This window comes from Pseudomonas caspiana, from assembly GCF_002158995.1.
GTDB lineage: Bacteria > Pseudomonadota > Gammaproteobacteria > Pseudomonadales > Pseudomonadaceae > Aquipseudomonas > Aquipseudomonas caspiana.
On the sequence record NZ_LOHF01000003.1, the window covers coordinates 184,582 to 197,040 of the forward strand.

Annotated in this window: 12 protein-coding genes; 9 read left to right on the top strand and 3 right to left on the bottom strand. The window is 57.0% G+C overall.

The window, feature by feature from the left end; all coding sequences use genetic code 11:
• Nucleotides 1–62 precede the first annotated feature (62 nt).
• From AUC60_RS05645 to AUC60_RS05665, 5 genes are all read left to right on the top strand, one after another.
• Nucleotides 63–1,415 carry a GntP family permease gene (locus AUC60_RS05645; RefSeq protein ID WP_087265111.1) on the top strand — a complete coding sequence of 451 codons (1,353 nt, stop codon included), beginning with the start codon at nt 63–65 and terminating at the stop codon, nt 1,413–1,415.
• Between the two features lie 589 nt (nt 1,416–2,004).
• Nucleotides 2,005–2,193 carry a carbon storage regulator CsrA gene (gene csrA / locus AUC60_RS05650; RefSeq protein WP_002554157.1) on the top strand — a complete coding sequence of 63 codons (189 nt, stop codon included), beginning with the start codon at nt 2,005–2,007 and terminating at the stop codon, nt 2,191–2,193.
• Between the two features lie 290 nt (nt 2,194–2,483).
• Complete coding sequence (locus AUC60_RS05655; protein ID WP_087265112.1) at nt 2,484–3,215, top strand: hypothetical protein; 732 nt, start codon at nt 2,484–2,486, stop codon at nt 3,213–3,215.
• Entirely contained in the window at nt 3,212–3,619 is a 408-nt protein-coding gene (locus AUC60_RS05660; protein WP_087265113.1) for a phage holin family protein, read from the top strand. The genes AUC60_RS05655 and AUC60_RS05660 overlap by 4 nt, the downstream gene beginning before the upstream one ends.
• A complete protein-coding gene (locus AUC60_RS05665; RefSeq protein ID WP_087265114.1) occupies nt 3,616–4,440 on the top strand; it encodes a DUF3618 domain-containing protein in 825 nt (274 codons plus the stop codon). Before AUC60_RS05660 ends, AUC60_RS05665 begins: the two co-directional genes overlap by 4 nt.
• A gap of 71 nt (nt 4,441–4,511) precedes the next feature.
• On the opposite strand, the gene AUC60_RS05670 is transcribed toward AUC60_RS05665, so the two are convergent.
• The gene (locus AUC60_RS05670) at nt 4,512–4,754 is read right to left on the bottom strand and encodes a DUF465 domain-containing protein (RefSeq protein WP_087265115.1); all 243 of its coding nucleotides are present in this window, start codon (nt 4,752–4,754) and stop codon (nt 4,512–4,514) included.
• 60 nt (nt 4,755–4,814) lie between these two features.
• Nucleotides 4,815–5,750, bottom strand: a complete 936-nt coding sequence (locus AUC60_RS05675) for a ketopantoate reductase family protein (protein ID WP_087265116.1) — start codon at nt 5,748–5,750, stop codon at nt 4,815–4,817.
• Between the two features lie 201 nt (nt 5,751–5,951).
• Here AUC60_RS05675 and AUC60_RS05680 point away from each other — a divergent pair, with 201 nt between their 5' ends.
• The 3 genes from AUC60_RS05680 to AUC60_RS05690 all read left to right on the top strand — a co-directional run bounded on the left by AUC60_RS05680 (nt 5,952) and on the right by AUC60_RS05690 (nt 9,903).
• Nucleotides 5,952–6,482: a sigma-70 family RNA polymerase sigma factor gene (locus AUC60_RS05680; protein ID WP_087265117.1), complete on the top strand. Its 531-nt coding sequence runs from the start codon at nt 5,952–5,954 to the stop codon at nt 6,480–6,482.
• Entirely contained in the window at nt 6,479–7,417 is a 939-nt protein-coding gene (locus AUC60_RS05685) for a FecR domain-containing protein (protein WP_087265118.1), read from the top strand. Before AUC60_RS05680 ends, AUC60_RS05685 begins: the two co-directional genes overlap by 4 nt.
• Before the next feature lie 83 nt (nt 7,418–7,500).
• A complete protein-coding gene (locus AUC60_RS05690) occupies nt 7,501–9,903 on the top strand; it encodes a TonB-dependent siderophore receptor (protein WP_087265119.1) in 2,403 nt (800 codons plus the stop codon).
• A gap of 25 nt (nt 9,904–9,928) precedes the next feature.
• Here AUC60_RS05690 and AUC60_RS05695 read toward each other — a convergent pair whose 3' ends face one another.
• On the bottom strand, nt 9,929–11,353 hold the full coding sequence (locus AUC60_RS05695) for a pyridine nucleotide-disulfide oxidoreductase (protein ID WP_087265120.1): 1,425 nt from the start codon (nt 11,351–11,353) through the stop codon (nt 9,929–9,931).
• A gap of 668 nt (nt 11,354–12,021) precedes the next feature.
• Between AUC60_RS05695 and AUC60_RS05700 the strand changes: the two genes are divergently transcribed.
• Nucleotides 12,022–12,336 carry a hypothetical protein gene (locus tag AUC60_RS05700; protein WP_144443231.1) on the top strand — a complete coding sequence of 105 codons (315 nt, stop codon included), beginning with the start codon at nt 12,022–12,024 and terminating at the stop codon, nt 12,334–12,336.
• Nucleotides 12,337–12,459: the final 123 nt, after the last annotated feature.

Sequence of the window (12,459 nt, forward strand, 5' to 3'; positions counted from 1 at the left end):
TAGTGGAACGACAGCGTTTAGCCGTAGCTCCATAAACAATAAAGATAACCGGAGAGACATCCATGTTCGGTATGACACACGAGACGTACCTGTTGGTCGACGCGGTGGTTACGATCATCGGCCTGATCCTGCTGATCACCAAATTCAAGGTTCACCCCTTCGTCGCGTTGACGATTGCCGCAGGCTTCCTTGGTCTGACGTCCGGCATGCCGGTGGACAAGGTCATGAAAGCATTTCAGGACGGCTTCGGCGGCGTGCTGGGCTTCGTCGGCATTATCCTCGGCCTGGGCACCATGCTCGGCAAACTGATGGCGGACTCCGGTGGTGCCGATCAGATCGCACAAACGCTGATCCGCTCGTTCGGTAAACAGCGCGTGCATTGGGCAATGATGTTTGCCGCCTTTCTGGTCGGCATCCCATTGTTCTTCGAAATCGGCTTCGTGCTGCTGATTCCGTTGGTCTACATCGTTGCTCGTCGTACCGGCGTGTCCATCGTCAAGATCGGCATCCCGCTGCTGGCCGGTCTGTCCGCCGTTCACGGCCTGGTTCCGCCACACCCGGGCCCACTGCTGGCCATCGGGATCTTTGGTGCTGACATCGGCAAGACTATTTTCTACGGTCTGTTGGTTGCGCTGCCTACTGCAATTATTGCAGGCCCTATCTACGGCAAATGGATTTCCAAATACGTACCGGGCACCCCTTCGCAGGAGTTGATGGAGCAGATTGGCAAAGAGTCGACCGCGAGCAACCTGCCAAGTTTTGGCATCACGCTGGTGACTATTCTGCTGCCGGTGTTCCTGATGCTGCTCAAGACCTTCGCTGATGTCGTACTGCCTGAAGGCAATACTTTCCGCATCTGGATGGACTTCATCGGTCACCCGATCACTGCCCTGCTCGCGGCGTTGCTGTTGGCGTTTTACACCTTCGGTACCGCTCGTGGTTTTGATCGCACGAAAATCATGAAGTTGCTGGATCAGAGCCTGACGCCAGTGGCTGCTATCGTACTGATCGTGGGTGCAGGCGGTGGCTTCAAGCAAATGCTGGTCGCAAGCGGTGTGGGCGACTTGATCGGCCACATGGCGGTGCAGGCGCAGATCAACCCGATCATGCTGGCCTGGCTGGTAGCGGCGGTGATTCGTATTGCGACGGGCTCGGCGACGGTGGCTACCATTACCGGTGCGGGCATTGTGGCACCAGTGATTGGTCTGATCCCGGGCGTTAACCGTGAGTTGCTGGTGTTGGCCACGGGTGCCGGGTCGTTGATTCTGTCCCACGTGAACGATGCCGGTTTCTGGCTGGTGAAGCAGTATTTCAATATGACTGTGGCCGAGACGTTCAAGACCTGGACGGTGATGGAAACCATTCTGTCGGTGGTCGGTTTGATCTTCATCATGTTGTTGTCGATGGTGATTTGATCTAGCACTTCTGTTGTGGGCCGGCTCACTTCGCCGGCCTTCAACAATCGGTCCTACGGCGTACACGCCAAACCTCTTGAACTGCCGCAACGCCCCTTCCCCGCTTGACCCACGTTTACTCTCGTAAAGCTCAATCGTGTCGCCCGACGCAAATCTCCCCGTCAAGCTCATACCTATCTGACCCCACCAACACCGTATTCCTACGCACCCTGTAGCGATTTCCATCAATACTTTCCGAAGATTCCAGCGTATCTCTGAAGTTACGCCTACGCTGATATTCAATCGGGGATATGCCGTCGTATACCTTGATGTGTTGCGGGAAAATGCTGCCGCTCAGGTACACGCTTCACGCTCTGAACAGAAAGGTGTCCAGCCGCGCAGCTAAATACGGGCTTTTGCTAACAAAAACAGGCAGAATTGGCGCGCTCATCGGGTCGGTAACCGGCCTTGATGACAGAAAAATGTACCGAGGGAATTAAATTCACACCTGTAACGTCATATTGATGGACGCATTTGGATGTACTCGGCAACTATTACCACGCAAAGGCAAACGCCAGCCTCCTGCTGAGAGGCCATCAAGGAAACGATTATGTTGATACTCACCCGCAAAGTAGGCGAAAGCATAAACATTGGTGACGAGATTACCGTCACGATTCTGGGCGTTCAGGGCCTTCAGGTACGCCTGGGCATCAACGCACCAAAAAATGTTTCTGTGCATCGTGAAGAAATCTACAAACGCATCCAGGCAGAACTTGCCCCGAACCAAGACCCACAATGACCTGATCGTTCCCCCTATTCAAACCGGGTTGCTTCATATCAGGCAGGTCGGCCACGGCGTCTTCGGACGCCGTTTTTTATGCCCCTTCGTTTATAGCCTCCAGTCTTCACAAGCCTCCACGGCGCTCAATATGTGGCTATTAGCCGCTTACGACCACTTGTCCGCCACCTAGAACTCCTGCTGAAAATCCTCACTCAACCCCATGAACACAAGGATCGATGCAAAGCCCGTAGTCAGTTGTGAGCCAAGCACGCTCTTCATTTTCATGAACAGCAAAACGGTGAATAACAATGGACACAACGTCGCAAAACCCGACCGGCACCACAAACCAGAATAATGACCCGCCGCAGGATCACCTGCACCATCTGCAAGAAGACGCAGTCGCAGCGATCAACAGCGCCAAGGAGCATGGCTCAGCTCAGTTTGAGCAATATCGCGACACGGCCGTCGATCAGATCGAAAACCTGGCCCACTCCGCTCAGTCTGCCGCCGAGCAGATGCAGGATGGTGACACGTTGGGGCTTTCTCACTACGTGACCGACCTTGCTCAGAACATGACTACGCTGGCCGGTAATCTGCGCGGTAAAAGCATCGATGAACTGCTGCAACAGGCAGGCAAACTGGCTCGGGATAATCCGGCGCTGTTTGTCACCGGCAGCGTGGCATTAGGCTTTGGTTTGTCGCGCTTTCTCAAGGCTTCCAATTCGGGCCAGTCCCCTACCGAGGCGTTCGGCACAGAGCCGCCCGACACGAGGCCCGTAAGGCCAAACGATGAATTGGGCAGCGATTATCAGACAGAGTCGAGCCCGATTGTCGAAGCAGATCATGTGCCTCCCGTTGCCCATGCCCACATGGGTGATGTCTATCACAGTGGCAGGCCCGGCGTTGTCGACCGAAGCGCTACGCCTGATGCTGCGTCGGGGGCCGCAATTGCGGACGGGCCGAATGGAGGTATATCCGATGACGATCTGACCGAGGCTGCCCGGAATAAAGAAGGGCTGTCACGAGGAGGTGTGCAATGACCACTTCTCCCAATACACCTCCTGAAGGCGATACCTCGGCGCTGGGCTTGATCCGCCAGTTGGCACATGAAGTTCCGGCCCTGCTCAGCAAAGAGCTGGCGTTAGCCAAAGCGGAAGTCAGAGAGTCGATCAACGCCGCAAAAGCGGGCGTTGCGGCCGTCAGCGGCGGCGCAGTGGTCATGCTGGCCGGGCTGGTCATCGTGCTGCTGGCGGCGGTTTACGCGTTGGCCAACCTCATGCAGCCATGGCTTGCCGCGTTGATCGTCGGGGTCGTCGCCATGGCCATCGGCTTCATCATGATCCAGTCCGGCAAGAAGCAATTCGACGCGTCAAACCTGACACCTGAGCGCACCGTCAGCTCCCTGCAAAAAGACAAGGACGCCATCCAGAGGAAAGTCTCATGAGTATCGACAGCACATTCGACACCCCGGAAAGCTTTGACAGTGATTCGCACAAAAGCCCGGAAACGCTTGAGCGGGAGATCGACGCGCAACGCTCGAGCATCGGTAATATCGTTGACGCACTGGAAGGCAAGTTTTCCCCAGGACAGTTGCTTGACCAGGCACTGAGCTATGGCAAAGGCACCGGCGGCGAGTTTTTCAGCAATCTAGGCAATACGGTTAAAACCAATCCTCTGCCAACAGTGCTTACTTCGGTCGGGCTGTTATGGCTGATGATGGGACAGAACCGCAGCGCCTCCCCCAACGGGCCATCCAGCCTCGGCAATCTGGGTGAGCGCATTGGTGACATGGCCCACAGCGTGACGGACACCTTCGACAGTGCCAAATCCAGAATCGAAGAGACTGCGCATCGCATGAAGGAAAAAGCCGGGAAGGTGTCAGACGAGGTCAGTGAAAAACTCTCGGTCACGGGAGAGCGCTTGAACAAGGGCAGCCATGACGCTCGTGATTCTCTGCATGAGCAAACCCGAAACGTGCAATCCAGCCTGACCTCTATGCTGCGCGAGCAGCCATTGGCACTGGCGGCGATCGGCATTGCATTAGGCGCGGCCCTGGGTGCGGCATTGCCAGCGACCGAGCGGGAGAACCAGATGATGGGCCAGGCCAGCGATACCTTGACCGAGAAAGTCAAACAGACCGCGAGCGAAGGTTATGAAAAAGTTGCGCAGGAAGCGAAGGGCGTAGTCGATGAGGTGAAGTCGGCGCAGCCTGCCGGCACAGCTCAGCAGGGTTCGACGGTGGACATGTCTTCCGGGCTGGGTTAGTCGAGATTTGCATCGCCTGTACCGTCCGGATGCGGCCCAGACCACGTCCGGACGATACAGGCGACTCGTTCTCACTCTGGGGACTCTACACGCTGAACAATGCTGTCCTTGATCAGCAACCTCTTCTCCTTCAGTTTCTTTAACTGATCATCACCAATTCCCCCCGCTGGACCAGACTCTGCGTCCAGAACCTCGCTATCAATCCGAGCGTAATCGTCGAGCAAGTGATTGAGCTTTTTATCCGTATTACGGCGCTCGGCGACTTGCTCCCGAGTGAGCTTCAGATCTGCGTACAAATCGTGCTTGACCGGCATGGAACACCTCTCTGACTGCAAAGACTCATTGGCGAAGATTCGCCACTTCCAGTTCAACCGCTATGCCTGCTCACGCAGACGGCGTACTTCGTAAGCCTTCAAATGCGTATAGGCAAAACCCAGAACAGATAACGACGGCTCCAGGCCTAGGGCCTCCCGACGTACCAGCAAATCACCCAAAACATGCTCCACTTCTATCGATGCGCCGCGCTCCATGTCGCGCAACATCGACGCGCTCAGCTTCGACCCTGAAGCCGTCAGCATGCTCAGGTAACGCTGACGAACCGTTTCATGCAACGGATGGCCCTGCGCGTCAGCGATGGCGCAACACTCTGCGAACAGTTTCACCACCAGTGGCAGGCCTTGCGCTTCAAGAACATCCCCCAGGCTGGCGCGCATGGCGCCCGTGATCCCGGCAAGGGTCGCGATGAAACACCACTTGTCCCACATATCCTGAACAATGTGCTGACTGAGATTGGCCTCGAAGCCCGCCTCTGCCAAGGCTTCGGCAACCCGCAGGATGCGCGGAGTTGATGCGCCATCAAGCTCGCCAAACGACAACTGATGCCTGTCATTGAGATGCAAGATAGTGCCCAGGGTACTGCGATCCACAGAAATCAGGCACTGACCGCCCAACACATTGACGCTGTCGAACCGCTCCGTGAGACGCGCCAAATGGGCAATGCCGTTAAGCAACGGCAGAATGGCCGTGCCGGGGCCGACCGCCGGCGCAAACGCGTCCATGGCCGAATCCAGGTCATAGGCTTTACAGCTCAGAATGATCAAATCATAGGGACCGTCGAGCATGTTACTCAGCACGCAGGGCGGCGACGGGTACAGGATGTTGCCTTGAGGGCTGCGGATAATCAGGCCATCACGTTCCAGTTCGTCGGCCCGGGCTGGCCGTACCAAAAAGGACACATCGCGCCCCGCCTCCAGTAATCGTCCACCAAAATACCCGCCGATGGCCCCCGCTCCAACGATCAAGATACGCATTGATATCGACCTCCCGAGACGCTATGGAACGCAGAGAATCTGCCCGCTCCAACGCACTCAAAGCACGGTTAAACAGTGAGCGTAGAAGATGTTACGGCGACCCTCAACATGCTGAGCAGGATGGAGAGAAATGCGCGTGGTTGCATTAGGATTAGCTAATCGTCATTATTTGATAATAATTTTCATTAGCACTATCAAATCATGTCTTCCACTCCCCTTAACGCTCAGCAATTGACCGCGCGCAACCGTGTCCTGCGCCAATTGTTCGGTGATCATCACAGCTGGCTGTTAACCCGCTTGCACGCACGCCTGGGCTGTCGCCATGACGCGGATGATATGGCGTCGGAAACCTTCGCGCAGGTTGTGGCCCTCCCCGACCCATCGGGCATCAACGAGCCGCGGGCCCTTCTGACGACGATTGCCAAGCGGCTGATTTTTGCCAGTTGGCGCCGCCGGGATCTGGAGCGCGCCTATCTGGAAGTTCTGGCTCAGCAACCATTGGCTCATGAGCCGTCCGCCGAAGAACAGGCTCAGGCGCTGCAAGCGCTCAGCGCACTTGACCGGATTCTGGATGGCCTGTCGCCGATCGGGCGCAGCGCTTTTTTGTATAGCCAGCTGGACAACCTGACCTACGCCGAAATCGGCCAGCGCCTGGGTATTTCGGCACCACGGGTTCATCAATACATCGTCAAAGCGCTGAGCCTCTGTTACCTGGCGCTGGAAAGTCGATGACCAGCAGCCACTTGCCGCCCGCGGTAAAACAGGCCATTGAATGGCTCGCACTGCAACGCTCGGGACAGATGAGCACGGCAGATCAGCAACACTTTGAGGAATGGTTACGCAGCAGTGAGGAAAACCGTGACGCCTGGCAAAAGCTGGCGCGGCGATTGGGCTCACTACTCAACGATCTGCCGCAAGTATCCCATCAGGTACTGAGCAATGCTGGCAGCAGTCGCCGACACTTGTTACGCGGGGCTCTGGGTGTAGCAGGTGTAGGGCTGGGTGGCTGGTGGCTGCAACGCGCCGGACTGCTGCCCGCTATAAGCAGCGATCTGCAGAGCGGCTTTGCCGAGCGCCGTCCGTTCGTGCTGGAGGACGGTAGCCGCGTGGTGCTTAACGCTCAAAGCCGCGTCGACCTGGCCATGAGCGTCCGCGAGCGCAGGCTGATCCTGCGTGAAGGCGCATTGAGCATTCAGGTGGCCGCCGACCCTTTGCGCCCGCTGATAGTACAGACCCGATTTGGAGAAATCCGCGCACTGGGTACCCGCTTCACGGTCACGCTTCGCGAACAGGGCGTGCAGGTATGGGTTCAGGAATCGCGCGTACAACTCACCGACCCCGCAGGTGCGCGCCTGGAGCTGACCTCGGGTCAGGGCGCGCAACTTGGCGAGTCAGGGCTACGGCCGCTCGATCCTCGGCAGGCAGGCGAAGGCGTCTGGGAAGACGGCCTGCTGGAAGTTCGTGATCAGTCCCTTGGCGACATCGTCGAAGCGTTGCGCCCCTACCGTCGCGGCATTTTGCGCATCAGCCCCCAGGCTCGTGCATTGCGGGTCAGCGGTGTGTTCCCGCTGGACGACAGCGATCAGGCGCTGCGCTCGCTGCAAGAAGTCTTGCCGATCAAGGTCGAGACACACTTCAACTGGTGGACGCAATTAAGTCTGCGCTGAAAAATATTTTGTGCGCCCCCTTAATATCGGCCCTGCTCGCGTCACATAGCTGACATCGACTATCCCTGAGGGAAATTGCTGTCATGCACCGCCCACTTCGCTTGACCCTGACGCCTTTGACGCTAGCCCTGAGCCTGACAGCCTTGCACAGTGTGGCTGCACCTGCGCAAACCCCGGCAGCACAACAGCAACTGATGGATTTCTCCGTGCCTGCTGGCCCGCTGGATGTCAGTTTGACGGCAATCGCCCGACAGAGCGGGCGCGGCATCGCGTTCAGTGCCCAACTGACTCGCGACCTGCGCGCGCCCGCACTCAACGGCCGCTTAAGTGCTGAACAAGCACTGAGCCAGGTCCTGCAAGGTTTACCTTTGCGGCTGCACACCACCGCCAGCGGCACCTTCAGCATCGAGCCGGTAGTTGCCAGTCAGGCAGTGGAACTGGCGGACATCGACATCAATGGTCAAAGTTACGGCCAGGACGCATGGGGTCCGGCTCATAGCAAAGTGGCAACCCACAGCGCCACGGCGAGCAAGACCGATACGTCGTTGCGAGAAACGCCTCAATCCATCTCGGTCATCACGCGCGAAGAACTGACGTCGCGTCAGCACGACAGCCTGGCCGACGTGCTCAACTACACCGCAGGTCTGGTCAGCCAGCCCAACGGCTACAGCCGGGTGGCCGATGACTATCGTTTGCGCGGCTTCGACATTGGTCCCCGCACCGGTGGCGTGCTGCGCGATGGCATGAAGATGCAAAGCACTCAGTTCGAAGGCGGCCAGGAACCTTACGGGCTGGAGCGCGTAGAAGTGCTCAAGGGAGCCTCGTCGGTACTGTATGGCCAGCTGGCACCTGGCGGCATGGTGAACACCACCAGCAAACGACCAACGCTGGAGCCGTTACACGAAATAAACGTCGAATATGGCAACAACAATCGCAAGCAGATCTCAACCGATCACAGCGGCAAGCTCGATGACGAAGGTCGTTTCAGCTACCGCCTGACCGGACTGTGGCGAGACAGCGGCACCCAGTTCGACGAGATTGACGACGACAAGCAATACATCGCCCCGGCGTTGACCTGGCAACTGGATGACGACACTCGGCTGACACTGCTCGCCACGCATCAGCGCACGCAAACGACTCTAACGCCGCCGATCCAGTACAACCTGACTACCTTCAGCGCCACGCCGGGCTACAAGGTGCCGTACGACCTGTTCCCGGGCGAGCCCGACTACGATGATTACGACGGCACCTTGCAAACCTTTGGCTATCTGTTCGAGCGGCGGCTGAGCAACGACCTGCAATTGCGCCATGCCCTGCGCTATTACGAATCCCGCGCCGATTACGACTACATCACCCTCAACAGCAGCCGCATTACCGGGCCGAATCTGTCGAGCCTGTCGCGCACCTATAACTCTCGCGAAGACGTATCCACCGGCTGGACCAGTGACACCAGCGTGCAGTGGAATATCGACAGCGGTCGCTGGCAGCACACGCTTTTGGGCGGCGTGGATTTATACCGCAAAACCTACGACAGCCATCGCTTCAGTGGTGCCGCACCGGCGTTGAATCTGGCCAATCCGGTTTACGGCAACCTGCCACAGGTCAACACCGCTACGGACCGAGGTTCGGATCTGCACAGCGAACAATTCGGCGTTTACCTGCAAGAACAGGCCAAGTTCGACGAGCATTGGGTTGCGCTGTTCGGACTCCGTCAGGACTGGGCCGAAAACAACACTCGCAACTACAGCGACGACTCCCAAGCCAAGGTTCGTGACAACAAAACCACAGGCCGTATCGGCTTCGTCTACCTGGCCAATAACGGGCTGGCACCTTACATCAGCTACAGCCAGTCCTTTTTACCTTCGGCTGGAACCGACAGCGACGGCAAGGCCTTCCTGCCCACTGAAGGCGAGCAATATGAAATAGGCATTCGCTACCAGCCGCCCGGACGCGAAATGATGATCAGCGCAGCGGTCTATCAGTTGACGCAAAAAAACGTCATCACTTCTATTCCCGGCTCTGACTTCGACGAGCAAACCGGCAAGGAACGCAGCAAAGGCTTTGAGCTTGAAGCCAAGGCGCAACTGACCCCGATGCTGGCGCTGAACGCATCCTATGCCTACACCGACGCTCACATCATCGCCGATAACGACAAAAGTCTTGAAGGCTCGCGCATCGAAGGCACGCCGTATCACAGCGCTGCACTCTGGCTCGACTACCGGCTTGCCGCGCTCGGCCTGCCCAAAGTCAGCGTCGGTTCCGGAGCCCGCTACAACGGCACGACGCACACCACGCCCAGCGTCAGCGACCGAAAAATCCCGGCCTATACCCTGTTTGACGCCAGGGTCAGCTACGAAGTCGACGCCAACTGGCTAGTTAGCGTCCGGGCACAGAACCTCAGTAACGAGCGCTATATCTACTGCGCCAACTCGTGCCGCTACGGGGACGAACGCAGTGTGGTCAGCTCGGTGAGTTACAAGTGGTAGGTTTTTACAGGTAACCGCTGCGTGTTCAGCCTTCCACGCCAACCAGACCGGGGAACAGAAACGGCATGCCCTGCCCCAGACGCTGGGTCAGGCTGCGGTTGTCGACGGCCAATTCTGTCGGGACCTGAAGGCGGGCCATGAGCGCCTCGATTACCGCCCGGGAAGCATCATTATGAAACTGCCAGACCCCATAAATCCGCCCGTCAAACGAAGGCTCGCTGCCCAGGCGCTCGTCGGCGGCAAGCCCTGCGCCGATCCCGAACAGATGCAGGCCGTGAAGACGCTGGCCAGACGCATCCAGAGGACAGCCTGACAAGTCCGAATCAATTCCGCCCTTTACCTGACGCAAGTTGATTTCAGTGCCGTCCGGGTAACTGAGAGCCGGCAAAAGTGGCTGGTACCCTGTGCACTGCACCACGATGCCCGATTCCATCAGCGCCTGAGCTGCCTGCTCATGATCACCCTGCGTTGCTCCTTTAATCTGAAAGACCCGGGCCCGAACCCCGGTTTTACCTATCCAGCCGCGAGCCAGCACCTCGCGCCCCACATCAAGGGCCCGATACCGCAACCCGCTGGAGCGATTGACACGCCCTGACACCGGACAAACATCACGCACCGGGTGGAAAGCGTAGCCGGCAGCCAAGGCAAGCTCGGCACTTTCGAAGAACAACCGGATAGGAGAGCGATGTATCAGCGTGACCTCTTTGAGACCGGCGAACTCAAGAGCATCGGCGAGATTTTCCAGCATGGAAAACGCACTGTGAGACCCACCCACCACAGTAATTCTTTGTGAACCGGCCAGCGCCTTGGCGAATACTTCACGCAATTGCACCGCGTTCATGCGCAGTAATCGATCGGAACTCATGATAGTGGCAGAGGCAGGCACCAATAGCCCCTCTTCAGCCAGCCCTTCGCACAAGTAATCGGGGTTCTGGCGCCCACCGAAATTCAACACGAGGGTCCGGCTCCGGATACGGCGAGTACGCCCTTGATGCTCGACCCAGACCACAAACTCATCGCCGTCTTTGACCACTTCAGTGACCGTGGTGCTGTGCCAGAGCCTGACGCCATAACGCTGGACGATGAAATCCAGCATCAAGCGGGAGGCTTCTGCCAACAGCTCGCCGACGTCTGACAATTGCGGTGCGTTATGAGCCTGGCGTCGAATCCGCCAATAGGTGGGTGAATGCTCCAGCGGCGCAAATACGTCACGCAACGCGGGGTCACGCAGGCAATCGAGAAACACATCCCCCACCGAATTGGCCGTGATTCGGTAGTCACCCAGGCTGCCGGTGCCTGGGTTGGCGCTGGAATCGACAACGATCAACCCGTCCCGCGCCAGATCCGGCAGCGTGCCGCTCTTCAAAGCATTGAACAACAGCCCCATACCGGCAGGGCCCGCCCCCGCTACAACGCAACCGCAGGTAGTTTCCAGATGGTCTCCAAGCATGATGAGGCTCCTTTAATGAATCGATGCGTGAACGCGCTCAATGAAAAATGGGCATGGGCAGTCAGTTGAAAGCGGCGGGCACGGCCAATGCGCGCTGAGCCGATTCCTGACGGCGCGACAATGGAGGCCCTTGGCTAATAGCCAGGATCATTCGTTTTTTTAGTGGGAACGGTCAGCGCCTGAGGACGGCGAGATAGATAAATCAACGAAAGGCAACGCTACCGCAGAGAGTCACTTGCGACAGTGAGCTGCAAACCAACACGTGAGATGAGTGCTCGAACGAGCGCCGTAGAGGTGGGAGGAATAGTTTCAAACATCAGACTGAGTGTCAATTTTATGAACACATCTACAGAATAACCATGAGAAATAATAAATCACTGATTAATAAGCTAATTATTTTTTGACGGCATTAAACAGCCAGTCTTGCGGTAAGCGATGAGTAATTACTCTGAACTAAATATCAATCGCCCCCAATGCAATGGTCGTAAAGGTCACGCCATCATCTTGACGACGGCAGGGTTTGCAAGCGGGTCAAAGCGAGGCCAGAGATCAGCGATACCCGATGAACGGATAGAACCGTTTATCTCCCTGCGCCGAACTAATCTTTCTGATCGGGTATCAATGGCCTAAGAGACATGCAAAAGCCAATGGATGCTGAGGTCGTAGACATGAACGTTGATAAAAACAATCGCTCGGGCATTGCCGAGATCGACTATTCCCGCGACACCTTGTTTGGCCCTGTCCCGATGCAAGCGACCTGTCGGGTCAGATTGACCACCGTCAACCAGAACGGCCAGACCTTGAGAGAGTTAACGATTCTAGGTGAGGTGCCGGACTATCTGCTCAAATCGACAGCTATTCGAGTCGCACTTGAGGGGAGGATTGAAGCGGGCCCGATACGTGACCACACCGATATGAACAGCGATAGCGAAGAACCTTTCAAATTATTATTCGAAAACGAACATCGCCGTTCCATCCACTAAGTTATCGTACAACTTAAAGACAGGCATGCTTGTAGCCAGGACGCATATCGATATAACCATCAGGGTAACTTTTTAAACATCTTGAAAAACATTGGCTGGAACAACGTCGCGTAAATTTTTACT